Source organism: Listeria sp. Marseille-Q6474 (assembly GCF_946902005.1).
In the GTDB taxonomy this organism is placed as follows: Bacteria; Bacillota; Bacilli; order Lactobacillales; family Listeriaceae; genus Listeria; species Listeria innocua.
In genome coordinates this window covers 416,478-442,452 of record NZ_CAMPPS010000001.1, presented here as the reverse complement: position 1 = coordinate 442,452, position 25,975 = coordinate 416,478, and the positions used below count along the sequence as shown (strand labels likewise).

Genomic DNA, 25,975 nt, shown 5'->3' with positions numbered 1-25,975 from the left:
CTGTTAATTATTCCCAAAAAAAGTCAAAGTTAAACGGGTGATGAATTTAATCATTAAGTTTTTTCGCTTGTTCATATAGGAAATCTATCGAATCAGCTAGAAAATGAGCAGCTGAATCATTCAAAGGCTTGCCGTTTAAATTCAAATCATCTTCATATCTTAAATCTTCACTAATTTTTATCATTCTTTTAGCAATATCTTTCTCACCTTGAAGTTCACTAGGAGCATATGTAGGGATACTTTGTTGACCTAGTAAATAATCGACACTAACGTCGTAAAGTGTTGCAATTTGTGTAACCATATCTAAATCAGGTTCGCGAATACCATACTCCCAGTTGCCGTAAGTAGAAGGTGCTTTCAAACCTAATCTTCTTGCTGTTTCAGCTTTTGACCAGCCTTGTTTTTCTCGTAGTAATGTGAGTCTATTACTTAAATTTGGCATGATTTCACTCCTTTTTGTTTGATTATACAATAAATTACACAATTTAGCTATAATTTAACACAAAGTGAATTATTTCGCAATTGACAACCTCTTATCGAGTTGGTATTATTGTATTAATAACTCAAACTGTGTAGATAAGGAGAAGATGACATGAAAACAATAGACAGCAGAAAAATTAACACGGCCAAAATTCGGGAATTACGATTAGAACGGGGAATAACACAAGCTTTTATTGCAAGAAAAATGGGTTATAAGTATACATCAGGTTATAGTAATATCGAAAAAGGGAGCGTACGGTTATCACATAAAAATGCCGTTATTTTGAGTGAGGTGCTAATGTGTGATTTAAAATGTTTTTATGAATAACGCTTGTTGAAAAATAAAGTGAAAGCACACATAATGAGTGCCTTTCTTTATTTTTGATAAAATACACACAATGTGTGAAACTATAAAAGAGGAGCAAACAACATGAGGAAAAAAACTTTAGTAATGTTTCTTATTTTTACTGTGTTAGTTTCGTTATTTCTACCAACGAATGCAAGTGCGTATTCGAGACTTGGATATGTGATGACGAAGGCTAGCGCCAAGAATTTTAAAGTTTATGTTAATGGTTCTGCGCGAGGATATCGAAATATCATTATTAGAGGGGCAAAATCTTGGAATCCTTCCCCGTATTTAAACACAGTAACTATGGGAAACGATGTGAGGCCTAACTTTACGGTCAGTAGTTCAGGAACGAACAAAGGGAGAGTTTTAGCCGTATGTAATACAACTTACTACAAATCAAATAAATTAATTGTGAAAAATGAAATTACGCTATACAAAGGCTTCCGTTCACTTTCAACCAACCATAAAATAGAAACGGTAGCGCATGAATTTGGTCATGGATTTGGATTAGGACATGTGAAAACTAGAAATGCAATTATGTTAGATAAAGGTTTCATCAACAAAACTAAACCGCAAAAAGACGATTTTAATGGCATCAAAGCTTTATATAAGTAAAAAGGAGGTTTGACGATGAAGAAAAAAATAACGATAATCATAGGCTTATTAAGTCTTAGTATATTAACCGCTTGTTCAAATAGCCAAAGTGTAAAAGAAAAGCCATCAGGGGAAAAAACAACCACACAAAGTGTATCAGAAACAGTAAAAGCGAATAATGGCGTTGTTTCTTATCACGGGAAATACCTCGAACTTGCTGAAGATGTGGATACTCTTGAGAGAGACGCTCCAATTATCATTAAAGCAACTAAAAAATCTGAAAAAGCAACAGTAAAAAAAGAAACGAAAGAAAATGTATTTCCAACCGAGTTTTATACGATGAGCGATGTGCAAATAAATTCTATTGAAAAAGATACAACTGGGAAATTGAAAGAGAATATGTCCATTAAAGTGCTAGAGTATAGCGTAGAAGATGTCTTAGTAGAAGGAGAAGAATGTGATCTAACCCTTGATGGCTACAAAAATATGGAAAAAGGGGAAGAATATACACTTTTCCTAGAGAAAAATCCAGATGGTGATAACTATATACCATCAAACGCCGTAATAAGTAAATTTCCTGTGAAAGAGTTACCCAAAGAAGAATTATTCTTAGATGAGGGTGAAGCTACAGTAGATGCAAAAAATATAGAAGAAATTTATCAGGAAATCTATCAAGAAGTTTTAACAGAATATAGTGAGTAAATAAAGTAATCTAGATACTTGATAGACCTCGAGATAAAAATCGAGGTCTATCTTTCTGCTTATAAAAATTAAAGCTTATTCCAGACGATTTTGCGCAATAAAACACCACAAAACTCACTTGACAGAACTAAACTATCCAAGTAGAATGAATCAAATCCAAGTCAACTTTTTTTGTTGAAAAGGGTTAGACTTTCTACAATAAGGGTAAATCCAGTTAGAATAAATAAAGCTTTTTCGAATAAAAGGAGATAAAACGATGAGTGAAAGTGGTGCTTTTTTTCCAATGAGCGTTAAAAAATTTATGGAAAAAGGGATTGCCTCGTTGACCGAAGAAGAAAAAATGAGTACGCTACATTATTTGGAAAATGCGTATCATCAAGAACCATGCAACGAGGAAATTGTACATAGGTTAATTCAATTTTATAATCAGACGAATAAAACCAAAAAAGCGCAAGAAATAGGTCAAAATTTCTTAACAATGAATGGTTACAATAAGGAAATTTTAGGGGAGTTATCTGTAACTTTCATGCAAGAAGATAATATGGATACTTATTTCACGTTAGTTCGTCATTATATGGAAGAAGAAAAACAGGAAGATACAAAAGAAGTCACAAATAATGTCATTCCATTTCCTAAACAATTTGTTCCTAGAAAAGATATCCGTGATTTTGCGTCATGGCAAACAGCGGAACAATTAGAGTTTTTGCAAGAAGCTCGTTTTCTAGAAATTGATGATTTTTTGCCGGCTTTTAAAATGTTTTTAGCGGACGAAAGTTTTTCCCCGTTTGTGCAATCAATGATCTTTGAGTTGATGCAAGAAAAAGAAGTGAATGAAGAAATAGAAGTCCGAAAAATTGATAAGCATGATATTTTTAATCCGAGTGAGGTGCCGATGTTAGCCGAAAACGCATTTGCAATGGAACTATTCGCTGGCCTTGCGGATAAACTTGAACACAGTAATCCAAGTTTATTAGAACAAATAATTGGGATTATTCAACAACATTTATTTATGCTTTATCCGTTTGAGTTTGAGCCAAAAGAAGTGGATGTATGGGTGAATGCCTACTTTAAATGGGCCAACTCGATGTACGGTGATGTTAGTCTGATTTCAGATGCAGTAAATCAAGCGGCAGTAGAAGAAGCAATTTCTATTATTGAGGAGTTAGAAATCAGACAGCAAAATTATTTCATATAATGATATTTGTTGTTTTCAAGTCAGGGATATCTGTGTTATTATTAGTGAGTATGGCTGAAACTTGTCATGAGAGTAATTAAATTGAACTAAATAGATGATGGAGGGAATTATACCATGTCAGTAAAATGGGAAAAACAAGAAGGTAATGTTGGAAAACTTACTTTTGAAATTGAACAAGAAAAAGTAAAAGAAGGTTTAGATAGAGCTTTCGTAAAAGTACGTAAAACTCTTAACGTACCAGGCTTCCGTAAAGGGAAAGTTCCACGTCAAATTTTCAACCAACGTTTCGGCGAAGAAGCTCTTTACCAAGATGCACTTGATATCTTGCTTCCAGAAGTATATTCTCAAGCAATTGATGAAGCTGGAATTGATCCAGTTGATACTCCTCAAGTAAATATTGAGTCTATGGAAAAAGGCGAAACTTGGGTTCTAACAGCAGATGTAACTGTAAAACCTGAAGTTAAACTTGGAGACTACAAAGGTCTTGAAGTTGAAAAACGCGAAACAGAACTAAAAACAGAAGAATTAGAAGCAGAATTAAAACAATTACAAGAGCGTCAAGCTGAATTAGTTGTTAAAGAAGATGCTCCAGCTGAAAATGGCGACACTGTCATCCTTGATTTTGAAGGATTCAAAGACGGCGTAGCTTTTGAAGGCGGACAAGCTGAAAATCATTCTCTAGAACTTGGAAGCGGTCAATTCATTCCTGGATTTGAAGAAAAATTAGTTGGCTTAAAAGCTGGCGACGAAGCTGACATCGAGTTAACTTTCCCAGAAGAATACCATGCGGAAGACTTAGCTGGACAACCTGTCGTTTTCAAAGTGAAACTACACGAAATCAAAACTAAAGAAGTTCCTGCACTTGACGATGAACTTGCAAAAGACATCGACGAAGAAGTAGAAACTTTAGATGAACTAAAAGAAAAAATCTCTAAACGTTTACAAGAAGCAAAAGAAGATTCTGTTGCTCAAGCTAAACAAGAAGAAGTTATTGCTAAAGCTGTTGAAAATGCAGAAGTGGATATTCCACACGCAATGGTTCACCATGAAGCTGATCATTTAATGAATCATTTTGCACAAGATTTACAAGCACAAGGTCTAACTCCTGAATTATATTACCAATTCACTGGTCAAACAGAAGAAGCAATGCACGCACAAATGGAAAAAGACGCTGAAAAACGCGTGAAAATGAACCTAGTGCTTGAAGCTATTGCTGAAGCTGAAAACATTGAGCCAACTGAAGAAGCTATTGACGAAGAAATTTCTACATTAGCTGAAAAATATGGTATGGAAAAAGACGCTGTTCGTGCTGCTCTTGGCGATATGAGCGAACTTAAATCAGACCTTAAAATCCGTAAAGCTATTGACGTTTTACTAGATAGCGCAGTAGAAAAATAAGCAAAGAATGATTTAATAATTTCATTAAAAAATGGGGGACATGAGTTATACTCGTGTCCTTCTGAATGTAGAAATAAGGATACAGATGATTGGCATTTCTAATTAACAAATGATATTATTAACACACATAGGAGATGAAAAAATCGCCTATAAGCAACATACCTATGCGAAGGGGTGAAATATTTTGTTTAAATTTAACGACGAAAAAGGCCAACTTAAATGCTCCTTTTGCGGAAAGACTCAAGATCAAGTACGTAAATTAGTGGCCGGTCCAGGTGTTTATATTTGTGATGAATGTATCGAGCTTTGTAATGAAATTATTGAAGAAGAGCTAGGTATTTCTGAATTTGTTGATTTTGGCGAAGTGCCAAAACCACAAGAAATCCGTCATATATTAAGTGACTATGTTATTGGTCAAGAGCGAGCTAAAAAAGCACTCGCTGTAGCAGTTTACAATCACTACAAACGAATTAATTCCAATGAAACAAAAGAAGACGAGGTAGAACTGTCAAAAAGTAATATTTGTTTAATTGGTCCAACAGGTAGTGGTAAAACACTTCTTGCCCAAACACTGGCGCGAATTCTTAATGTTCCGTTTGCAATTGCAGATGCAACTTCACTTACAGAAGCTGGTTACGTTGGGGAAGATGTAGAAAATATTCTTCTTAAACTAATTCAGTCTGCTGACTATGATGTTGAAAAAGCAGAAAAAGGTATTATCTACATTGATGAAATCGACAAAGTTGCTCGTAAATCCGAAAACCCATCTATTACTAGAGACGTTTCCGGTGAAGGCGTTCAACAAGCATTACTAAAAATTCTAGAAGGCACTGTCGCAAGTGTTCCTCCTCAAGGTGGTAGAAAACATCCTCATCAAGAATTAATTCAAATTGATACAGGAAATATTCTATTTATCGTTGGTGGTGCATTTGACGGAATCGAACAAATCGTTAAGAATCGAATGGGTGAAAAAGTCATTGGATTTGGAACTGATAATGCGAAACTAAAAGAAGATGAAACTTATTTATCCCGTGTCGTTCCGGAAGATTTACTGAAATTCGGCTTAATTCCTGAATTTATCGGTCGTTTGCCGGTTATCGCGACGCTTGAACAATTAGATGAAGCAGCACTTGTTTCCATTTTGACAGAACCGAAGAATGCTTTAGTAAAACAATACAAACGTATGTTAGAGCTTGATGACGTAGAGCTTGAATTCGAACCAACAGCTTTAATTGAAATTGCGAAAGAAGCGATTGAACGCAAAACTGGAGCACGTGGTCTTCGTTCTATCATTGAACAAATCATGTTAGAAGTTATGTTCGAAATCCCTTCTCGTGATGACATTACTAAGTGTATTATTACTGAGAAAGCAGCGCGCGGAGAAGAAGAGCCGCAACTGCAATTAGAGGATGGCTCCATTATCCCTATTAAAACATCAGCATGATTCGAAATGCGCGTCGTAATTGGCGCGCATTTTTTCTATCAATCTAGCTTGTTTTACTGTAACATCTAGCTTGTTTCGTGCTATACTTTATTAATAATAATTGGAGAGGATAAAAAGACATGAAAAGTGAAAATAAATTTTTTTCTGGGGCATTTGGATGGATAAAAATAATTATCATTGCGCTCATACTCGCTTTCGGTATTCGCTATTTTTTAATTTCTCCAGTTACTGTTAATGGGAAATCAATGGATCCAACACTACATGACGGTGAACATCTATTTATTAACAAAATATCAGACCCAAAACGCTTTGATATTATTGTATTTCCAGCTCCTGATGAAGAAAATGCAGAATATATTAAGCGCGTAATCGGACTTCCAGGAGATAAAGTGGAGTATAAAGAAGACCAACTTTATATTAATGGTAAAAAGTATGATGAACCGTATTTAGATTCTGAGAAAAGCGCTTTAACAGGTGGTTATTTGACTACAGATGATAAGGGCGATCCTAATTTCACAATGGCTGATATTCCATACTCTGACGGCTCACTTACCGTTCCAGATGGCAAACTTTTTGTGTTAGGGGATAATCGTCAAGTAAGTAAGGATAGTCGCTATATCGGCTTCATATCGCAAGACACAGTTCTTGGGAAAGTAATTTCGTTTGGAAAGTCTTTGCAGCGATAATTTAAACCCGCGAAGAGTTCTAGGAGGAGACATAGATGGCAGATTATTTGGAAGAAAAGCCTAAGAAAAAAAGTGGGGCGCATCAATTATTAAGCTGGGTGCTTGTTATCGTAGCGGCGCTTTTAATAGCATTAGTAATTCGTAATTTTGTTATTGCACCAGTAAAAGTAGAAGGAACATCTATGGTTCCAACCTATCAAGATGGCGACCGAATTTTTATTGAAAAAATAACAAATCCAGATCAATTTGATATTATTGTATTTGATGAACCACCAATGATTGGCTCAGGTGAACATTTTATCAAACGTGTTATCGGTATGCCGGGAGATAAAATTGCTTTTAAAAATGGCGAATTATACTTAAATGGCAAGCGAAAAGTTGAAAGTTATTTGCCAGAAGGAACACTAACTCTATGGAACCCGGACCCCACCCAAAAGCCTTACATAGCGGATTATACGTTAGAGGATATGACGGGAGAAAGTACGGTTCCTAAAGGCAAACTATTTGTTCTTGGGGATAATCGCGGTGGTAGTTCGGATAGCCGAGTTTTTGGATTTATTGATGACAAAACTGTAAACGGCACTGTAATTCAATTTGGGAAATAATAAGAAATCCGTGAAAGTTACTTTTTCGCGGATTTCTCTATTAAATGAAAGTTTTTTCGTTTATAATAAGACTGTTAGTAAAAAATAGGGCGGTGCAGTTTTTTGAAGGAGAAGAATTTAAAACGGTTATGGTCTTGGATTTGGGCGGCTGTTTTAGCAGTGTTATTAGCTGTTATAATCCGTTTTTATTTGTTCGTGCCTATTCTTGTGGATGGAATTTCGATGATGCCTACACTTCATAGTGATGACCGTGTAATTATAAACCGTTTTGGCGAGGTAGATCGTTTTGATGTAATTGTTTTTCGTGAAGCAGATGGAAAAGAGTACATTAAGCGAGTGATTGGTTTACCTGGCGATACGGTAGAATATAAAGCAGACCAACTTTACATCAATGGAAAAAAATATGATGAACCGTATTTAGATACTTACAAAGAAAAGCTGAAGGATGGCTACTTAACAGATGATTACAGTTCTAAAGACCAACTAGATGGCGGCAAAATTCCAAAAGATACCTATTTTGTTTTAGGTGACAACCGGAGAGCGAGTAAAGACAGCCGGATAATAGGACCGATTCCGCTAAGTAAGGTACTCGGAACAACACCAATTTGTTATTGGCCAATTGAAGATGCAAAACTAATAGATTAGGAGTATATGATGACAATTCAATGGTTTCCAGGTCATATGGCCAAAGCTCGTCGTGAGGTGACAGAAAAATTAAAACTAGTAGATGTGATTTTTGAATTAGTGGATGCACGTATCCCGCTATCCTCATCCAATCCAATGCTAGAAGAAATTATCCACCAAAAAAGACGAGTGATTATTTTAAATAAAGCAGATACAGCTGATGAGAAAACAACCAAAGAATGGATTGATTATTTTGCTGAGAAAGGCTTACCAGCAGTAGCAGTAAATGCTCAAGATGGAAAAGGCCTATTCAAAATCGAACAAGCGGCTGAAAAATTAATGGCCGAAAAGTTTGAACGTTTAAGAAGTAAAGGTATGAAACCAAGAGCAATTCGCGCGATGATACTCGGAATCCCGAATGTAGGAAAATCAACATTGATTAATCGTTTGGCGAAAAAGAATATTGCGCGAACTGGTAATAAACCAGGGGTAACTAAAGCTCAACAATGGATCAAAGTAGGGAAAACATTAGAACTTCTTGATACACCAGGAATTCTATGGCCTAAATTTGAAGATCAAGAAATTGGATATAAGTTAGCTTTAACAGGTGCGATTAAAGACGATTTATTACAAATGGAAGAAATTGCGGGTTATGGATTACGTTTCTTAGAAAAACATTACCCCGATCGCCTTCAAAACTGGCTAAAAGTAGAGAAAGTATCAGAAGATCCAATTGAAACACTAGCTTTTATAGCTGAAAAAAGAGGACTTCTAGATCGTTATAATGATCCTGATTATTCACGCGCAGCTGAGACTGTTGTTCGAGAAATCCGTCAACAAAAATTAGGAAGAATGTCTTTTGATTTCCCTAATTGGGAAGACGATGCTGAATGAGTGAATCTATCGCTGTTATTCGAGAAAAACTCAGCCTAGTGACCTCAGAACAAGACCCTTTTTTTCAACTTTGCACTCAAGACGAACGAAAAGGTGTACAGAACCTTCTTCAATCGATCCGAAAAAAATGGGAAAAAGAAGCAAAATTAGCTGCAAAATTAATAGAAATGAAACGCTATGAAACAGATCTTTTTAAGCAAGGGTTTCAGTATATCGCTGGTGTAGATGAGGTGGGGCGCGGTCCGCTAGCAGGTCCTGTGGTTGCCGCCGCAGTTATTTTACCAGCTGATTTCTCTGTCGTTGGGATCAATGATTCTAAACAGTTAAATGAAGCCAAGCGAGATATGCTTTTTGAGGTCATAAAAAAAGAAGCTATCTCCATTGGTATCGGGATTATTGACCATGACATAATTGATCAAGTAAACATTTATGAAGCTACAAAAATAGCTATGCGCGAAGCTTTAGAAAAGTTGAATCCAGCGCCAGATTTCGTCCTAATTGATGCGATGCCACTGAAATATTCTGAATCAGAGTTATCGCTTATAAAAGGAGATACGAAAAGTATTTCTATCGCTGCTGCCTCTATCATCGCCAAAGTTACAAGAGATAGAATGATGCAACAGTATGATGAATTATATCCAGGGTATGATTTTGCAAACAATATGGGTTACGGGACGAAAAAACATTTGAATGGCTTAGATACTATCGGAATTTGTCCAATTCACAGGTTAAGCTTTTCTCCCGTAAAAGAAGCAAAGTTACATTTTGAGAGTCTAAAATAGCTAAATACTTAAAGCAAAAGCGTATTTTCTTAATAGAAAGTACGCTTTTTTGAGCTGAAAAGAAAATTTTACCGATTTTACAAAAAGAGCTAATCTTTGTACACTTGTGAATAACTATCACGGAGGTGCAGAAGATGAACTTTAAAGAACGAGAAACTTGGTTAAAAATCGCTTCATGTAAATCTATTTCCGCTAAAAAAAGGGCAGTTATCTGGCAAAAAATTACCACTTTTAATTGTTGGGAGATGTCGATTGAACAGATTGCAACTCATTTTTTTACTGCGGACAAAAAAGAACAAATAATTACTGAATTAGAGGAAGCAGCAATTTATTCGCCAGAAGAAGCGAGTGTGGTCTGTATTCTTGATGAAAACTACCCCGAGTTACTTAAAGAAATATATGAAGCACCACCGCTTTTGTTTTATAAAGGAAATCTAGACCTATTAAAAAAACAAGCTATTGCAATTGTAGGGACACGACGAATGAGTGAGTATGGTAGAAAAGCATGCACGTCACTTGCTGCTGAACTTTCAAACCATGGATTTACGATAGTTAGTGGACTTGCGCTTGGAATAGATGCTGAAGCGCACAAAGCTAGCCTCCGTAATAGCGGCGCCACCATTGCAGTACTTGGATCTGGAGTAAATCAAATTTATCCTCGTTCGAATGAACTACTAGCCAAAGAAGTAATCGCGCAAGGTTTACTTCTTAGCGAGTATTTACCAAATGAAGAAGCAAGAAGATGGTATTTTCCTGAGCGCAACCGTATTATTAGTGGCTTAGCTCTTGGTACGGTTATAGTTGAAGCTGCCGAAAGAAGTGGCTCCTTAATAACAGCTGACTTTGCTTTGGAACAAAATAGACAAGTTTTTGCGGTTCCCGGTAATATTTATATTGATACTTGGAGAGGTACAAACCGTTTGATTCAAGAAGGTGCGAAGTTAGTTTTAAATGCAAACAATATAATAGAAGAATTTTTTCAAATTAAACCATAAAAGTAGTCAAATTATCCTTTTTAAGTGATTTGACTTGCAATTCCTGATTTTTTAAGATAAGTTTGCTAAAGAAAGCTGTTTTACAACACATAAAATGGATTTTTTTAATAAAAGTCATTGACAAACCCAGTAGGAAGGGCTAATATTTACTACTGAATTATGTGAAAAGTCAGCATGCAAACTTATTGAACGCGAGGCTAAGACTGTAATAGTATAATAGCAACTAGTTAAGCCCGTGTATTGACCCAAATCAGGGAGGAATATATAGATATGGCAGATTATTTAGTGATTGTAGAGTCACCTGCAAAAGCAAAAACAATTGAAAAGTATTTAGGAAAGAAATTTAAAGTTAAAGCTTCGATGGGACATGTTAGGGATTTACCAAAGAGTCAGATGGGTGTAGATACTGAACATGACTACGAACCTCGTTACATTACGATTCGCGGAAAAGGCCCTGTATTGAAAGATTTAAAACAAGCGGCCAAAAAAGCGAAAAAAGTCTATCTCGCAGCCGATCCAGATCGCGAAGGAGAAGCAATTGCATGGCATTTAGCCAATAGTCTTGATTTAGATCAATCAGATAAATTACGTGTGGTGTTTAATGAAATTACAAAAGAAGCTGTAAAAGAATCATTCAAGACACCACGGAAAATTGATATGGACCTTGTGAACGCTCAACAAGCACGGAGAATTTTAGACCGTTTAGTAGGTTACAATATTAGTCCTATCTTATGGAAGAAAGTTAAAAAAGGTCTAAGTGCGGGACGTGTGCAATCGATTGCGCTACGAATTATTATTGATCGCGAAAAAGAAATAAATAATTTTAAACCAGAAGAATATTGGACAATTGACGGGAACTTTCTAAAAGGTAAGAAAAAATTCCAAGCTAATTTTTATGGCGTGAATGGTAAGAAGAGAAAACTTTCCACTGCTGATGACGTAAAAGAAGTAATGTCAGCAATTAAAGGTAAAACATTTGATGTAACCGACGTAACTAAAAAAGAACGACTTAGAAACCCAGCAGCACCATTTACTACATCAAGTTTACAACAAGAAGCAGCCCGGAAATTAAATTATCGTACTAGAAAAACAATGATGCTTGCTCAACAACTATATGAAGGAATCACACTTGGAAAACAAGGTACAGTAGGTCTAATCACATACATGCGTACTGACTCTACTCGTATTGCAGATTCCGCCATTCTAGAAGCAAGTAATTATATTAAAGAAACATACGGAGCTGAATTTTCCCGTAATCATAAACGGTCTGATAAAAACGCTAAAGGCGCACAAGACGCCCATGAAGCAATCCGCCCAACAAGCGCTATGAGAAGCCCGCAAGAAGTGAAAGAATATCTAACTCGAGATCAACTTCGATTATATCGCTTAATATGGGAACGTTTTATTGCTAGCCAAATGACACCAGCTGTCTTAGATACAATGCGAGTTGATTTAGACAATAACGGTGTTAACTTTAGAGCAAATGGATCTAAAATCAAATTCCATGGTTTTATGAAAGTCTATGTTGAAAGTAACGATGATAATACGGAAGAAAAAGAAAATATTTTACCGGATTTGAAAAAAGGAGATAAGGTGCAGTCCGAATCACTCGAACAGCGTCAACATTTCACGCAGCCACCTCCACGTTACACAGAAGCTAGATTAGTAAAAACACTTGAAGAAATTGGTATTGGTCGACCATCGACGTATTCACCGACACTAGATACAATCCAACGTAGAAATTATGTTTCGCTGACAAATAAACGTTTTGTTCCAACTGAACTTGGTGAAATCGTCAATGAAATGATTGAGGAATATTTCCCTGAAATTTTAGATGTGAAGTTCACTGCTAATATGGAAAGCGAATTAGATGAAGTGGAGCACGGTGAAGTTGAATGGGTCAAAGTTATCGATGAGTTTTATAAACAATTTGAACCAAATGTTATTAAAGCTGATGCCGAAATGGAAAAAATCGAAATTAAAGATGAACCAGCCGGTATCGATTGTGACCTATGCGGGGCACCAATGGTATACAAAATGGGTAAATATGGTAAGTTTCTTGCGTGCAGCAGATTTCCTGATTGCCGAAATACAAAAGCAATCGTTAAAGAAATCGGCGTGACTTGTCCGAAATGTGAAAAAGGACATGTAATAGAAAGAAAAAGCAAGAAAAAACGTATTTTCTACGGATGTGATCGCTATCCAGATTGTGATTACGTTTCTTGGGATAAACCAGTCGAAAGAGCTTGCCCGAAATGTAATAAGCGTGCATTAGTAGAGAAGAAATTGAAAAAAGGCGTACAAGTACAATGTACAAATTGTGATTATAAAGAATCCACACAACAATAAATGGAAAAATGGCAGCACTCGGATAGTTCCTGTGTTGCCATTGTTGCGCGAGGAGGCGGACAAATGGAAAAAAGTGTTAATGTAATTGGAGCAGGATTAGCTGGCAGTGAAGCAGCTTGGCAACTTGTAAAACGAGGTGTAAAGGTAGATTTATACGAAATGAGACCGGTAAAGCAAACACCAGCTCATCATACTGATAAATTTGCGGAGTTAGTATGTACCAATTCACTGCGAGCTAATGGCTTAACTAATGCGGTGGGCGTAATTAAAGAAGAAATGCGGATACTTGACTCGATTATTATTGAATCAGCTGACAAAGCTTCTGTGCCAGCTGGAGGAGCACTTGCGGTTGATCGCCATGAATTTTCTGGCTATATTACGGACAAAGTGAAAAATCATCCACTCGTTACAATTCATACTGAAGAAGTCACATCTATTCCAGAAGGACCAACCATCATTGCAACAGGTCCACTGACTAGCCCAGCTCTAGCCGAAGAAATTAAACGCTTAACGGGTGAAGAGTATCTTTATTTTTATGATGCAGCAGCGCCTATTATTGAAAAAGATAGTATCGACATGGACAAAGTATATTTAAAATCAAGATATGATAAAGGGGAAGCAGCTTATCTAAACTGCCCAATGTCAGAAGAAGAATTTAACACTTTTTATGAAGCATTAGTAACTGCCGAAACAGCCGCATTAAAAGAATTTGAAAAAGAAGTTTTCTTTGAAGGATGTATGCCGATAGAAGTAATGGCAAAACGTGGTATTAAAACAATGCTATTTGGCCCACTTAAACCAGTTGGATTAGAAGATCCAAAAACTGGCAAAAGACCATATGCAGTGTTGCAATTAAGACAAGATGATGCAGCAGGGACGCTTTATAACATGGTAGGCTTCCAAACGCATCTTAAATGGGGCGAACAAAAACGTGTATTTGGCTTAATTCCAGGCCTAGAAAATGCGGAAATTGTTCGTTATGGAGTAATGCACCGAAATACATTTATTAACTCCCCGACTGTACTTGAGCCAACCTATCAATTGAAAACGAGAAACGACTTATTTTTCGCTGGTCAAATGACTGGTGTGGAAGGTTATGTGGAGTCAGCAGCTAGTGGACTTGCAGCAGGAATCAATGCAGCTAATTTTGTACAAGACAAAGAGCCGATTGTTTTCCCTCCTGAGTCTGCGATTGGAAGTTTAGCAAATTACATTACAAGTGCTAGTAAAAAATCTTTCCAACCAATGAACGTAAATTTCGGTCTATTTCCGGAGTTACCTGCTAAGATTCGCGCGAAGCAAGAGCGTAATGAAAAATTGGCTGAAAGAGCATTAGATGCAATAAAAAAGGTTGCAGAACAACTTTAAAAACACTATAATAATTGAGGACTATTCTTTGCTGTTCTTTTCATCACGATTATCGCTTTTATATTTTTAAGAGATTCGATAGTGATGAAAAGGCAGTTTTTCTTTCGAGTGAATGGTCTAGACAAATCACGTTAATAAATGTTGACTTTTTCACATAAAAGCTTTAATTAGATTGAATTGATTATAAATCCTGATTAATTCGAAAAGTTGCGAAAAATGTATAAAATTATTGCAACGTGCATATTCTTATGTTAACATGATAGTGTTTGAGAGGTGTATTCGCATGACGCAAGAGGGGCAGTTAGAGAAGCGATTTCTTGACTATCTTCACTCAGAACGAAATTATTCAGAACATACTAGTACGGCTTATGAAAATGATTTAAGTGATTTTCGTCGCTTCTTAAATGAACAAGCTATTACAGAGTATCAACAAGTTACATTTTTAGACGTTCGGATTTATTTAACTGAATTAAAGCAAAAATCTTTTTCTAGAACAACTGTAGCTCGAAAGATTTCAAGTTTACGGAGTTTTTACACTTTTCTTTTAAGAGAAAATGTGATTACTGAAAATCCGTTTACCTACGTTTCACATGCGAAAAATCAGCTAAGGCTTCCCAAATTTTTCTATTCAGAAGAAATGGAAGCTTTGTTTCAAGTGGTTTATGAAGATAATGAAACGCTTACGCTGAGAGATCGAGTGATTTTAGAGGTGCTCTATGGTACTGGAATTCGGGTGAGTGAATGTGCAGGAATCATGCTTTCTGACTTAGATACATCTTATCAAGCAATTCTGATTCGAGGAAAAGGGAATAAAGAACGCTATGTACCGTTTGGTGCCTATGCGGAAGATGCGATAACAGATTATTTAAGTGGGCGAACAGAATTAATGACTCGTTTCAAAAAAACGCATGACTCATTACTTATTAATCATTACGGAGATCCGCTTACAACAAGAGGGATTAGATATTGTTTAACGAAAATAATTAGTAAAGCTTCATTAACTCGAAAAATCCATCCGCATATGCTACGCCACACCTTTGCAACGGACTTACTTAACAACGGTGCGGATATGAGGACGGTGCAGGAGTTGCTTGGACATGCTAGCTTATCATCCACCCAGATATATACGCACGTGACAAAAGAACATTTAAAATCTACTTATATGAAACATCATCCGAGAGCTTAAATTTGGAGGAGGTTAAGGAAAATGGAATTACATGCTACTACAATTTTTGCTGTGCAGCACGATGGTAAAGCTGCGATGGCTGGGGACGGTCAAGTCACGCTCGGTGAATCGGTAGTAATGAAACACACTGCCAAAAAAGTTCGCCGCCTTTTTCATGATAAGGTAATAGCTGGTTTTGCTGGATCCGTTGCAGATGCCTTTACTTTATTTGAAAAATTCGAAGCAAAATTAAATGAATATAATGGAAACTTAGAAAGAGCTGCTGTGGAACTCGCACAACAATGGCGAAGTGACAGTGTTCTACGTAAATTAGAAGCGATGTTGATCGTAATGGACAAAGATACATTGTTGTTAGTTTCTGGAACAGGTGAAGTTATTGAACCAGATGATGGTATTTTAGCAATCGGTTCTGGTGGTAACTATGCTCTAGCTGCTGGTAGAGCGTTAAAAAGACATAATGGCGGACAAATGGAAGCTAAAGACATAGCTCGTCATGCACTGGAAATCGCTTCTGAAATTTGTGTGTTTACGAATGACCATATTACAGTAGAAGAGCTTTGAAGGAGTGGTTAATTTGACAAATTTAACGTTAATGAACCAGTTGACACCAAAGCAAATTGTCGAAAAACTGGATCAATATATTATTGGACAAACCGGAGCGAAAAAATCAGTTGCTGTAGCACTAAGAAACCGCTATCGTAGACAACTGATGGATGAATCTATCCGAGATGAAATTATTCCAAAAAATATTCTGATGATTGGCCCAACTGGGGTAGGTAAAACAGAAATTGCACGCCGAATTGCAAAAATCGTTCGCGCACCTTTTTCAAAAGTAGAGGCTACTAAATTTACTGAAGTCGGCTACGTTGGACGCGACGTGGAATCAATGGTTCGCGATTTAGTTGAAGTGTCAGTACGTTTAGTAAAAGAAGAAAAAATGCAATTAGTACGTGTGAAGGCTGAAAAAAATGCCGAAAAACGACTAATTAAATTACTAGCACCAAGTCAAAAGAAAAAGCAAACAACATCACAAAATCCACTAGAGGCGCTTTTTGGCAGTATGAATCAACCTGATGAACCTGCTGAGGAAGAAGTAGACCAAGAATTAAAGAATAAAAGAAGCCAAATTGAATGGCGCCTTCAAAACGGAGAGCTTGATGATGAAATAGTAACAGTTGAAGTAAAAGAGCAACAAAACCCGATGTTTGATATGATGCGTGGAACTGGAATGGACCAAATGAGCGGCATGCAAGATGCTCTTTCAGGTATGTTCCCATCGAAGAAGAAAAAACGCAAAGTAACCGTTCGTGAAGCGAAGAAAATTCTTTTTGAGGATGAAGCTTCTAAATTGATTGATTCAGATGAACTCGCAGCAGAAGGAATTCATCGCGCAGAGCAAATGGGTATGATTTTCATTGATGAAATTGATAAAATCGCTAGTAAAGAAGGCGGCGGAAATGCGCAAGTTTCCCGTGAAGGTGTTCAAAGAGACATTCTTCCAATCGTTGAGGGGTCGCAAATTTCTACCAAATATGGTACAGTCAACACGGAGTACATTTTATTCATTGCCGCTGGAGCTTTTCATATGTCTAAACCAAGTGATTTAATTCCAGAGCTTCAAGGTCGTTTTCCAATTAGAATTGAGCTGGATAAGTTAACACAAGAAGATTTCTACAAAATCTTAACAGAACCAGACAATGCGCTAATTAAACAATACAAAGCTTTACTCAAAACAGAAGGAATAGACTTGATTTTTACAAAAGAAGCTGTAGAAAGAATCGCTGAGATTGCATTCCAAGTTAATCAAGATTCAGATAATATCGGAGCAAGAAGACTTCATACCATTTTAGAAAAATTACTAGAGGATTTACTTTTTGAAGCACCTGAAATTAATATGGAATCCATCAAAGTAACAGAAAACTATGTTAATGAAAAACTTGCGCCAATAATGACGAATAAAGACTTAACACAATTTATTTTATAAAATACTAGGAGGATCTAATAATGACTTTATTAGAAAAAACAAGAAAAATTAATGCTATGTTACAAAACGCTGCAGGAAAAACAGTAAACTTTAAAGAAATGGCTGATACTTTAACAGACGTAATTGAAGCAAATACGTATATCGTAAGCCGTAAAGGTAAATTACTTGGTTATTCTGAAGCATTACCAATCGAAAACGACCGCATGAAACAAATGCTTACAGAACGCCAATTCCCAGAAGAATATACTCAAAGTTTATTTAATGTTGGTGAAACTTCTTCTAACTTAGAAGTATCAAGTCAATATACTGCTTTTCCAATCGAAAACAGTGATTTGTTTACTAAAGGTTTAACAACTATCGTACCTATCGTTGGTGGTGGCGAACGCCTTGGAACACTTATCTTATCTCGCTTAGAAAGCAATTTCACAGACGATGATTTGTTATTAGCTGAATACGGCGGAACAGTTGTTGGTATGGAAATCCTACATGAAAAAGCAGAAGAAATTGAAGAAGAAGCTCGTAGCCGTGCAGTTGTACAAATGGCAATTAGCTCTCTTTCTTACAGTGAATTAGAAGCTATTGAGCATATTTTTGATGAATTAAATGGTAAAGAAGGCCTTCTTGTTGCCTCTAAAATCGCAGACCGTGTCGGCATTACACGCTCTGTAATCGTTAATGCACTTCGTAAATTAGAAAGTGCTGGCGTTATTGATTCTCGCTCATTAGGAATGAAAGGTACATTTATCCGTGTACTCAATGATAAATTCCTAGTAGAACTTGAAAAACTTAAAAATAACTAAAAAACCAAAAAAGCTTTCTCTGAAAATATTCAGGGAGAGCTTTTTTTTAATTGCTTTGGTAAAATAAGAAGGAAGAAGTAGTTGTGACTGGAGGAATTTAGAATGGAAATTGCTGAAACAACCATTGAAGTACGCTATGCGGAAACAGATCAAATGGGGGTTGTTTATCATAATAATTACCTTGTTTGGATGGAAATTGGTCGAACAAGATTAATTGAACAATTAGGTTTTCGTTATTTTGATATGGAAGAAGCGGGGTACCTTTCTCCGGTATTAGATGTGCATATTCATTACGGAAAACCACTGCGCTACGGACAGAAAGCAGTTGTAAAAACATGGATAAAAGGGTATGATGGACTTCGTGTTACTTATGGTTATGAAATTTGCTATGAAGAAACAAATGAAGTAGCAATAACTGGAGAAACAGAACATGTTTGTGTAACAAAAGAAGATTTTCGGCCTGTTTCGTTAAGAAGAACTTTCCCGAATTGGCATGAAGCCTATCTAAAAGCTTTAGAATAAATAAGACTGGTAGTGATGAAAAATGGCTTTTGGTGTAAAACGCAATGAAATGGAATTATGGAAAGAAAAAGCAGCTCGTGGCGAGATTGCGATTATTACGCATTACTGGCTAGATGATCGTTTTCCTGATTCAAAAACAGTAACCAAGGTTGCATGTGTCGATTTGAAAAAACTGCAAGAATGGGGAAAACAATATGGTTTAGCGCCAGATTGGATTGATAACCGTCGAAAAAACTTTCCGCATTATGATTTGTTTGGCGAGATGCAACTCGTTGTACTAAAAAAAGAAAAAGCCTTTGAACAAATCGAGCGGTTTCATTTGGAGGAGAAATAACAATGATTAAACTAGAAAATGAATTACTACTTGTAGAAATGAAAGAAGCTGGTGCTGAATTAACGCGAATTTTCCACAAAGATACTAAGTTAGAGTATTTATGGAATGCAGATAGTGCCTTTTGGGGGCGCCATTCTCCGGTTCTATTTCCGACGGTAGGTAGACTTGTTGAGGATACTTATTTTGTAGATGGTAACCCGTATCACTTAGGTCAACATGGCTTTGCGCGTGATCGTGATTTTAAAGTAGTGGAGCACACAGAAAACGCTGTACGCTTTGAACTAGATGCGGATGAAGATTCATTAACGATTTATCCGTATAAATTTAAATTATCGATTATTTATACAATAGAAAAAGATTCAGTTGCGGTTTCTTATGAAGTGGAAAATACAGACAATAAGCGCATCTATTTTTCCATCGGTGCGCATCCAGCCTTTAATTTACCACTTACTGACGGAACTACATTTGAAGATTATTATTTGGATTTTGGAACAGAAGAGAATCTCGAAACACTTTGTTTAGAAGGTCCTTATCGCAGTGGGGAAATTGAAAAAGTTGTCAATGAACCAGCAAGATATTTGCCATTAAGCTATGATTTATTTAAAAATGATGCACTGATTTTTGAAGCATTAAAGCAAAAAGAAATTACGATTAAATCAGACAAAACTCCACATTTTGTAAAAGTGTCATTTCCAGAGTTCCCGTTTGTTGGGGTTTGGACAGCAAAAGCAGGAACGCCTTTCTTATGTATCGAACCTTGGTACGGAATTGCAGATGGTGCTGGAAAATCTGTTGAGCTTCGAGATAAAGCAGGTATTGAACATCTAGAACCAGAAGCAGTTTTCGCTTCTGAATATAAAATTACTATTGGTTAAAACAAAAACCCAGCAGAGCTAAATAACTCTGCTGGGTTTTTATTACATCCATTTTATTTTTGGTTCTTCGCCGTTTCGAATGCGCGTAATATTTGCTCGGTGGCGCCAAATAACAAAGAGAGCGATGCAAGCAACGAGGATAATTAAAATCCAGTCTCCCATGAAAAAAGAAATAATTAATGCTGCAAGTGCTCCAATCATTGAACTAAGCGACACATATTTGCTGATTTTTAATGTTAATAAGAAAACGACTAGTGCTGCTACAAACAAAAGTGGTGCATAAGCAAGGATAACACCAGCAGAAGTAGCAACTGCTTTCCCACCTCTGAATCCTGCGAAAAGCGGGAAACTATGTCCGATAATCGCAAATGCTCCCGTAAGTAACCAGAAATGATGATTAACATTTAGTTGGAAAAAGAATGGAAGTAATGTTGCGACAGTACCTTTTAAAATATCCATCACTGTAACAATACTGCCCGCTTTTACCCCTAAAACACGGAAGGAGTTTGTAGCTCCTAAATTTCCGCTACCAAAATCACGAATATCTTTTTTGTAAAAAATTTTACCGATCCATAAGCCAGAAGGTATTGAACCGATTACATAAGCTAACAAAGAAAGCAGAATTAAATTAATAGTCATTTTTAAACCCCTCAAGAAGAAATGATGTTTTCCATAAAGAATTATAGCATAAAAAAAAGATTTTTGGCTAAATTGTTCTGATAAAACACGATGAAAAGTTGAAAAAACCGCAAAAATAGCTTATGATTAGAAAGAATAGTAGGGGGCGATTAGACTAATGCAAAATCCAACAAAAGAGGAAATAGCGCATATTTTAAGAGAAGCAAAAGTAATCGCAGTCGTTGGTTTGAGTGATAAACCAGACCGCACAAGTTACCGAGTAAGCCAAATCATGCAACAAGCTGGGTATAAAATTATTCCAGTAAATCCTAATGCAAATGAAATTCTTGGAGAAAAAGCTGTAAAGAGATTAACTGACATTAAAGAACACGTTGATATTGTGAATGTTTTCCGTCGCTCGGAATTTTTACCAGACATAGCGCGGGAATTCGACCAAATAGACGCAGACGTGTTTTGGGCACAACTTGGCATTGTTAATCAGGAAGCATTTGATTTTTTGACAGAAAAAGGATATTCTACTGTCATGGATTATTGCATTAAGGTTGCTTATCAAGAAATGGATTACTAACAACCATTTTTGAAGGAAGCAGGTTCTTATAGCAGAGCCTGTTTTTTTATGAAAAGGAATTTGTCACTAAACTATCACTTTATTAATTAGCTGGTTAATGCTATTCTGATAAGGTGGTTTTAAGCGAAGAACAACGTAAAGTTGCAGATTGATGGAATGAAGGGAGTTTTGAAATATGAATCGGAATGAGTATAATGATGATTCTATTCAGGTGCTTGAAGGACTGGAAGCGGTCCGGAAACGCCCAGCGATGTATATTGGCTCAACTGATGTACGCGGGCTGCACCATTTAGTATATGAGATAGTAGATAACTCGGTCGATGAGACCCTTGCAGGATTTGGTAAAAAGATAGTTGTGACGCTTCATGATGATGGTAGCGTTAGTGTTAGCGATGAAGGCCGCGGAATGCCAGTTGGAATGCATAAAACTGGTAAATCTACGGTAGAAGTTATTTTGACCGTTCTTCATGCTGGCGGTAAGTTTGGCCAAGAAGGTGGCTATAAAACAAGTGGAGGACTTCACGGCGTAGGGTCTTCTGTTGTAAATGCACTTTCTGAATGGCTAGTTGTTACAATCAATCGTGACGGCGCAACATACCAGCAAAAATTTAAAGATGGCGGGAAACCAGATGGAACACTTAAAAAAATCGGCAAATCTAAAGCCACTGGTACTACGATTCGCTTTAAACCAGATCCAGCCATTTTCCCAACAACTTCCTTTAATTATGAAACATTATCCGAACGTTTAAGAGAATCGGCATTTCTTCTTAAAGGCATGCTAATTCAATTAGTCGACGAACGTGTTGGAATGGCAGAGTCTTTCCACTTTGAAGAAGGTGTGAAGAACTTTGTTGAATATATTAATGAAGGAAAAGATGTACTTCACCCAGTAGTCAGTTTTGAAGGAGAAAATGCGACCATTGAAGTAGAAATGGCGTTCCAATTCAATGATGGCTACTCTGAAAATATCTTGAGTTTTGTTAATAACGTACGAACTCGTGGAGCAGGTTCGCATGAGTCTGGAATGAAAGCTGCGATGACACGTATTTTCAATGACTACGCTCGTCGGGTAAACTTACTAAAAGAAAAAGATAAAAATCTTGAAGGTAGCGATATTCGCGAAGGCTTATCCGCTGTACTTTCTATTCGCGTACCAGAAAAAATTCTTCAATTTGAAGGTCAAACAAAAGAGAAGCTAGGGACACAGGAAGCGCGTCAAGCAGTTGATGCAGTTGTGGCGGAACATTTAGCTTACTTCCTTGCTGAAAACCCAGAAACAAGCTCTCTTCTAGTTAAAAAGGCAGTTAAAGCAAGAGAAGCAAGAGAAGCAGCCAGAAAAGCCCGTGAAGAAACACGTAATGGCAAGAAAAAGAAACGTTCAGAAACACTTCTTTCTGGAAAATTGACACCAGCACAATCAAGAAATCCTAACAAAAATGAACTGTATCTTGTCGAAGGAGACTCGGCTGGTGGATCTGCCAAACAAGGTCGTGACCGCCGTTTCCAAGCAATTTTGCCACTTCGAGGAAAAGTAATTAATACCGAAAAAGCAAAATTGCAAGATATTCTAAAAAACGAAGAAATTAGTACCATTATTCATACAGTTGGTGCTGGAGTTGGTACTGAGTTTGATGTTGAGGACTGTAACTATGACAAAGTAGTTATCATGACCGATGCTGATACGGATGGTGCCCACATTCAAGTACTATTATTAACATTTTTCTACCGTTATATGCGACCTCTTGTGGAAGCAGGAAAAGTCTTTATCGCATTACCACCACTTTACAAAGTAAGCCGTGGTTCTGGAAAAAAAGAAGTGATTGAATATGCCTGGACAGACGAAGAATTAGATGCAGCTATTCAAAAAATCGGTAAAGGCTATATGATTCAACGTTACAAAGGTCTTGGGGAAATGAATGCAGACCAACTTTGGGAAACAACAATGAACCCAGATACACGTACGTTAATTCGTGTGCGCGTAGATGATTCCGCACGCGCAGAACGACGCGTAGCAACACTGATGGGCGACAAAGTAGAACCAAGACGTCAGTGGATTGAAAAGCATGTCGAGTTTTCTATGGAAGATAACCAAAACATTTTAGAAAATGAAAACATGATGGTTGAGGAGGCGAAAGACATTTGAGTAATCCAGAACAACATATCCAAGACTTAGCACTTGAAGAAGTTATGGGCGACCGTTTTGGTAGATATAGTAAATATATTATTCAAGAACGTGCGCTTCCAGACGTGCGAGACGGACTAAAACCCGTACAACGCCGAATTTTATTTGCAATGAATGTCGAAGGAAATACTGCTGAAAAAGGTTTCCGTAAATCTGCTAAAACAGTCGGAAACGTTATCGGTAATTACCATCCGCATGGTGATTCTTCCGTTTATGAAGCGATGGTACGGATGAGTCAAGACTGGAAAGTACGTAATATGCTTATCGAAATGCACGGAAATAACGGTAGTGTTGACGGTGATCCACCAGCTGCAATGCGTTATACCGAAGCACGTCTTTCTCCAATATCAGCTGAACTACTACGTGATATTGAAAAAGAAACAGTCGATTTTATCCCAAACTTTGATGATACTTCTAGTGAGCCAACTGTTTTACCAGCGCGTTTTCCTAACCTTTTGGTAAATGGTTCAACTGGTATTTCGGCCGGATACGCAACTGATATCCCGCCACACAATTTAACTGAAATTATTGAAGCTGTAATTAAACGTCTTGATAAGCCATTTTCGACAACAGAAGATATTATGAAAATTGTCAAAGGCCCCGATTTCCCAACTGGTGGAATTATTCAAGGGATTGACGGAATTCGTAAAGCTTATGAAACAGGAAAAGGCCGCGTAGTTGTTCGTTCTAAAACAGAGATTGAAGATATTCGTGGCGGTAGGAAGCAAATTACCATTCATGAAATTCCATATGAAGTAAATAAAGCCAATTTAGTTAAGCGAATGGACGAACTTCGTATTGAGAAAAAAATTGAAGGGATTTCAGAAGTGCGCGATGAAACTGACCGCACTGGACTGCGTATTGCCGTAGAACTTAAAAAAGATGCAAATGCGGAAGGCGTACTGAATTACCTCTTTAAAAATACAGATTTACAAGTAAGTTATAATTTTAATATGGTTGCAATTCATAATAAGCGTCCGGAATTAATGGGAATTATCCCGATGCTTGATGCTTATATCGAACACCAAAAAGAAATTATTACTAAACGTTCTGAATACGACATTAGAAAAGCGCGCGCTCGCCAACATATTTTAGAAGGCTTAATCAAAGCTCTTTCTATTTTAGATGAAGTGATTAAATTAATTCGTGGTTCTAAAGATAAACGTGATGCGAAATTAAACTTGCAAACAACATACGATTTTAGTGAAAAACAAGCTGAAGCAATTGTATCCTTGCAACTTTATCGTTTAACGAATACAGATATTCACGAACTTCAAAGTGAAGCAAAAGAACTTGCAGAACAAATTAGTATTTTAGAGAAAATCCTTGGCGACGAAGCAGAACTTGTTGCAGTCTTAAAATCGGAATTAGCTGATATTAAGAAAAAATACAAAACTGCTCGTCGGACAGAAGTACAAGCTGAAATTACAGAAATCAAAATTGACACAGAAGTACTTGTGGCTAATGAAGATGTGATTGTTTCTGTAACAAAAGAAGGCTATGTTAAACGCACAAGTCAGCGTTCTTATGCGGCTTCAAATGGTGCAGAGTTAGCAATGAAGGAAGCAGACCACGCGATTTTCATTCAAAAAATGAATTCTCTTGATTCGTTATTATTATTTACAAATAAAGGGAATTTCATTTATCGACCAGTACACGAACTACCTGATATTCGCTGGAAAAACCTTGGCGATCACGTTAGTCACTTAGCGAGTGATTTATCTGCAGGGGAAGAAATTCGCTCTGTTATCGCTATCGATTCCTTTACAGAACAAAAACGATTTTTATTTGTCACCAAAAACGGCATGACAAAACAATCGGCTATTACAAATTACAAACCGCAGCGTTATTCTAAATCAATGATGGCCATTAAGTTAAAAGAAGATGAACTTTTGAATGTATATTTAATTGATGGAACCGAAGATATTTTTCTAGCTACTAGGAATGGTTATGGATTACGTTATCCAATCGCTGAAATTCCTGAATCAGGCGCTAGAACTGCGGGTGTTAAAGCAATCAATCTTAAACAAGGTGACGTGGTTATAGGCGGAGTGGTGCTTACACCGAATGATAACAAACATATCTTATTAGCCACACAACGCGGCTCCTTGAAACAAATGAAAGCAAGTGAATTTGAACCAATTTCAAGAGCAAAACGTGGCTTACTAATGCTTCGCGAACTGAAAAGTAATCCGCATCGTTTCATTGGTCTGACGCTTGCTGATAGTAAAGACCACTTGTTTATTGAAACTAACAGAGAACAAATTGTAGAAATAGATGTAGCAAACCTTCGTGTAACGGATCGTTATTCTAATGGCTCTTTCGTATTAGATGAAACGATGGAAGGTGAACCAACTTCTATCTGGCTAGATATACCAGAAATAAAAGATACAACAGACGCTAAAGACGAATAAAAGTAA

At 36.8% G+C, this 25,975-nt stretch carries 26 protein-coding genes; 24 read left to right on the top strand and 2 right to left on the bottom strand.

Going from position 1 to position 25,975, the window contains the following annotated elements:
• Positions 1–46: 46 nt before the first annotated feature.
• The gene (locus OC533_RS02155) at positions 47–442 is read right to left on the bottom strand and encodes a helix-turn-helix domain-containing protein (protein ID WP_003771574.1); all 396 of its coding nucleotides are present in this window, start codon (positions 440–442) and stop codon (positions 47–49) included.
• Positions 443–592: 150 nt separating this feature from the next.
• Here OC533_RS02155 and OC533_RS02150 point away from each other — a divergent pair, with 150 nt between their 5' ends.
• From OC533_RS02150 to OC533_RS02050, 21 genes are all read left to right on the top strand, one after another.
• Complete coding sequence (locus tag OC533_RS02150; protein WP_003761933.1) at positions 593–808, top strand: helix-turn-helix domain-containing protein; 216 nt, start codon at positions 593–595, stop codon at positions 806–808.
• 102 nt (positions 809–910) lie between these two features.
• Entirely contained in the window at positions 911–1,444 is a 534-nt protein-coding gene (locus OC533_RS02145; protein WP_070753250.1) for a matrixin family metalloprotease, read from the top strand.
• A gap of 15 nt (positions 1,445–1,459) precedes the next feature.
• Positions 1,460–2,125 (top strand): hypothetical protein, encoded by a 666-nt coding sequence (locus tag OC533_RS02140; protein ID WP_070753248.1) that lies wholly within the window; start codon positions 1,460–1,462, stop codon positions 2,123–2,125.
• A gap of 256 nt (positions 2,126–2,381) precedes the next feature.
• A complete protein-coding gene (locus OC533_RS02135) occupies positions 2,382–3,320 on the top strand; it encodes a hypothetical protein (protein ID WP_160463903.1) in 939 nt (312 codons plus the stop codon).
• 114 nt (positions 3,321–3,434) lie between these two features.
• Complete coding sequence (gene tig / locus OC533_RS02130; RefSeq protein WP_194323413.1) at positions 3,435–4,718, top strand: trigger factor; 1,284 nt, start codon at positions 3,435–3,437, stop codon at positions 4,716–4,718.
• Between the two features lie 184 nt (positions 4,719–4,902).
• A complete protein-coding gene (clpX, locus tag OC533_RS02125; RefSeq protein WP_003766662.1) occupies positions 4,903–6,162 on the top strand; it encodes an ATP-dependent protease ATP-binding subunit ClpX in 1,260 nt (419 codons plus the stop codon).
• Between the two features lie 119 nt (positions 6,163–6,281).
• A complete protein-coding gene (gene sipX, locus OC533_RS02120) occupies positions 6,282–6,848 on the top strand; it encodes a type I signal peptidase SipX (protein ID WP_003771597.1) in 567 nt (188 codons plus the stop codon).
• Between the two features lie 35 nt (positions 6,849–6,883).
• Complete coding sequence (gene sipY / locus OC533_RS02115; RefSeq protein WP_003761950.1) at positions 6,884–7,453, top strand: type I signal peptidase SipY; 570 nt, start codon at positions 6,884–6,886, stop codon at positions 7,451–7,453.
• 102 nt (positions 7,454–7,555) lie between these two features.
• A complete protein-coding gene (gene sipZ, locus OC533_RS02110) occupies positions 7,556–8,098 on the top strand; it encodes a type I signal peptidase SipZ (protein WP_003771599.1) in 543 nt (180 codons plus the stop codon).
• Positions 8,099–8,107: 9 nt separating this feature from the next.
• Positions 8,108–8,971, top strand: a complete 864-nt coding sequence (gene ylqF / locus OC533_RS02105) for a ribosome biogenesis GTPase YlqF (protein ID WP_194323414.1) — start codon at positions 8,108–8,110, stop codon at positions 8,969–8,971.
• On the top strand, positions 8,968–9,753 hold the full coding sequence (locus OC533_RS02100; RefSeq protein ID WP_185482123.1) for a ribonuclease HII: 786 nt from the start codon (positions 8,968–8,970) through the stop codon (positions 9,751–9,753). The genes ylqF and OC533_RS02100 overlap by 4 nt, the downstream gene beginning before the upstream one ends.
• Positions 9,754–9,887: 134 nt before the next feature.
• On the top strand, positions 9,888–10,748 hold the full coding sequence (gene dprA / locus OC533_RS02095; protein WP_194323415.1) for a DNA-processing protein DprA: 861 nt from the start codon (positions 9,888–9,890) through the stop codon (positions 10,746–10,748).
• A 270-nt stretch (positions 10,749–11,018) separates the two neighbouring features.
• Positions 11,019–13,097: a type I DNA topoisomerase gene (gene topA / locus OC533_RS02090; RefSeq protein ID WP_003766673.1), complete on the top strand. Its 2,079-nt coding sequence runs from the start codon at positions 11,019–11,021 to the stop codon at positions 13,095–13,097.
• Between the two features lie 63 nt (positions 13,098–13,160).
• A complete protein-coding gene (gene trmFO / locus OC533_RS02085) occupies positions 13,161–14,465 on the top strand; it encodes an FADH(2)-oxidizing methylenetetrahydrofolate--tRNA-(uracil(54)-C(5))-methyltransferase TrmFO (protein ID WP_003766675.1) in 1,305 nt (434 codons plus the stop codon).
• Between the two features lie 283 nt (positions 14,466–14,748).
• Entirely contained in the window at positions 14,749–15,651 is a 903-nt protein-coding gene (gene xerC / locus OC533_RS02080; RefSeq protein ID WP_003766677.1) for a tyrosine recombinase XerC, read from the top strand.
• 21 nt (positions 15,652–15,672) lie between these two features.
• The gene (hslV, locus tag OC533_RS02075; protein ID WP_003761964.1) at positions 15,673–16,212 is read left to right on the top strand and encodes an ATP-dependent protease subunit HslV; all 540 of its coding nucleotides are present in this window, start codon (positions 15,673–15,675) and stop codon (positions 16,210–16,212) included.
• 13 nt (positions 16,213–16,225) lie between these two features.
• Positions 16,226–17,635: an ATP-dependent protease ATPase subunit HslU gene (gene hslU / locus OC533_RS02070; protein ID WP_185324876.1), complete on the top strand. Its 1,410-nt coding sequence runs from the start codon at positions 16,226–16,228 to the stop codon at positions 17,633–17,635.
• A gap of 20 nt (positions 17,636–17,655) precedes the next feature.
• Complete coding sequence (gene codY / locus OC533_RS02065) at positions 17,656–18,435, top strand: GTP-sensing pleiotropic transcriptional regulator CodY (RefSeq protein ID WP_003747412.1); 780 nt, start codon at positions 17,656–17,658, stop codon at positions 18,433–18,435.
• 102 nt (positions 18,436–18,537) lie between these two features.
• Entirely contained in the window at positions 18,538–18,957 is a 420-nt protein-coding gene (locus OC533_RS02060) for an acyl-CoA thioesterase (protein WP_045552999.1), read from the top strand.
• Between the two features lie 22 nt (positions 18,958–18,979).
• Positions 18,980–19,291 (top strand): hypothetical protein, encoded by a 312-nt coding sequence (locus tag OC533_RS02055; protein WP_262265215.1) that lies wholly within the window; start codon positions 18,980–18,982, stop codon positions 19,289–19,291.
• Between the two features lie 2 nt (positions 19,292–19,293).
• Positions 19,294–20,166, top strand: coding sequence for an aldose 1-epimerase family protein (locus OC533_RS02050; RefSeq protein ID WP_185484199.1), 873 nt, complete (start codon positions 19,294–19,296; stop codon positions 20,164–20,166).
• Between the two features lie 42 nt (positions 20,167–20,208).
• Here the strand turns inward: OC533_RS02050 and plsY are convergent, their stop codons facing one another.
• Positions 20,209–20,805: a glycerol-3-phosphate 1-O-acyltransferase PlsY gene (gene plsY / locus OC533_RS02045; protein WP_003761980.1), complete on the bottom strand. Its 597-nt coding sequence runs from the start codon at positions 20,803–20,805 to the stop codon at positions 20,209–20,211.
• Positions 20,806–20,962: 157 nt separating this feature from the next.
• Between plsY and OC533_RS02040 the strand changes: the two genes are divergently transcribed.
• The 3 genes from OC533_RS02040 (at position 20,963) to parC (ending at position 25,969) form a co-directional block, all read left to right on the top strand.
• The gene (locus tag OC533_RS02040) at positions 20,963–21,373 is read left to right on the top strand and encodes a CoA-binding protein (RefSeq protein WP_003761982.1); all 411 of its coding nucleotides are present in this window, start codon (positions 20,963–20,965) and stop codon (positions 21,371–21,373) included.
• Positions 21,374–21,548: 175 nt separating this feature from the next.
• Positions 21,549–23,516 (top strand): DNA topoisomerase IV subunit B, encoded by a 1,968-nt coding sequence (gene parE, locus OC533_RS02035; protein WP_003771622.1) that lies wholly within the window; start codon positions 21,549–21,551, stop codon positions 23,514–23,516.
• A complete protein-coding gene (parC, locus tag OC533_RS02030) occupies positions 23,513–25,969 on the top strand; it encodes a DNA topoisomerase IV subunit A (RefSeq protein WP_160463895.1) in 2,457 nt (818 codons plus the stop codon). The genes parE and parC overlap by 4 nt, the downstream gene beginning before the upstream one ends.
• Positions 25,970–25,975: the final 6 nt, after the last annotated feature.

Excerpts from the sequence above, each read along its gene's own strand:
- sipY (WP_003761950.1), top strand. The coding sequence starts at position 6,884 with ATGGCAGATTATTTGGAAGAAAAGCCTAAGAAAAAAAGTGGGGCGCAT.
- OC533_RS02145 (WP_070753250.1), top strand. The coding sequence starts at position 911 with ATGAGGAAAAAAACTTTAGTAATGTTTCTTATTTTTACTGTGTTAGTT.
- OC533_RS02100 (WP_185482123.1), top strand. The coding sequence starts at position 8,968 with ATGAGTGAATCTATCGCTGTTATTCGAGAAAAACTCAGCCTAGTGACC.
- sipX (WP_003771597.1), top strand. The coding sequence starts at position 6,282 with ATGAAAAGTGAAAATAAATTTTTTTCTGGGGCATTTGGATGGATAAAA.
- codY (WP_003747412.1), top strand. The coding sequence starts at position 17,656 with ATGACTTTATTAGAAAAAACAAGAAAAATTAATGCTATGTTACAAAAC.
- xerC (WP_003766677.1), top strand. The coding sequence starts at position 14,749 with ATGACGCAAGAGGGGCAGTTAGAGAAGCGATTTCTTGACTATCTTCAC.
- OC533_RS02135 (WP_160463903.1), top strand. The coding sequence starts at position 2,382 with ATGAGTGAAAGTGGTGCTTTTTTTCCAATGAGCGTTAAAAAATTTATG.
- parE (WP_003771622.1), top strand. The coding sequence starts at position 21,549 with ATGAATCGGAATGAGTATAATGATGATTCTATTCAGGTGCTTGAAGGA.
- plsY (WP_003761980.1), bottom strand. The coding sequence starts at position 20,805 with ATGACTATTAATTTAATTCTGCTTTCTTTGTTAGCTTATGTAATCGGT.
- OC533_RS02050 (WP_185484199.1), top strand. The coding sequence starts at position 19,294 with ATGATTAAACTAGAAAATGAATTACTACTTGTAGAAATGAAAGAAGCT.
- dprA (WP_194323415.1), top strand. The coding sequence starts at position 9,888 with ATGAACTTTAAAGAACGAGAAACTTGGTTAAAAATCGCTTCATGTAAA.
- OC533_RS02150 (WP_003761933.1), top strand. The coding sequence starts at position 593 with ATGAAAACAATAGACAGCAGAAAAATTAACACGGCCAAAATTCGGGAA.
- OC533_RS02140 (WP_070753248.1), top strand. The coding sequence starts at position 1,460 with ATGAAGAAAAAAATAACGATAATCATAGGCTTATTAAGTCTTAGTATA.
- ylqF (WP_194323414.1), top strand. The coding sequence starts at position 8,108 with ATGACAATTCAATGGTTTCCAGGTCATATGGCCAAAGCTCGTCGTGAG.
- OC533_RS02040 (WP_003761982.1), top strand. The coding sequence starts at position 20,963 with ATGCAAAATCCAACAAAAGAGGAAATAGCGCATATTTTAAGAGAAGCA.
- OC533_RS02060 (WP_045552999.1), top strand. The coding sequence starts at position 18,538 with ATGGAAATTGCTGAAACAACCATTGAAGTACGCTATGCGGAAACAGAT.
- trmFO (WP_003766675.1), top strand. The coding sequence starts at position 13,161 with ATGGAAAAAAGTGTTAATGTAATTGGAGCAGGATTAGCTGGCAGTGAA.
- topA (WP_003766673.1), top strand. The coding sequence starts at position 11,019 with ATGGCAGATTATTTAGTGATTGTAGAGTCACCTGCAAAAGCAAAAACA.
- OC533_RS02055 (WP_262265215.1), top strand. The coding sequence starts at position 18,980 with ATGGCTTTTGGTGTAAAACGCAATGAAATGGAATTATGGAAAGAAAAA.
- OC533_RS02155 (WP_003771574.1), bottom strand. The coding sequence starts at position 442 with ATGCCAAATTTAAGTAATAGACTCACATTACTACGAGAAAAACAAGGC.
- hslV (WP_003761964.1), top strand. The coding sequence starts at position 15,673 with ATGGAATTACATGCTACTACAATTTTTGCTGTGCAGCACGATGGTAAA.
- tig (WP_194323413.1), top strand. The coding sequence starts at position 3,435 with ATGTCAGTAAAATGGGAAAAACAAGAAGGTAATGTTGGAAAACTTACT.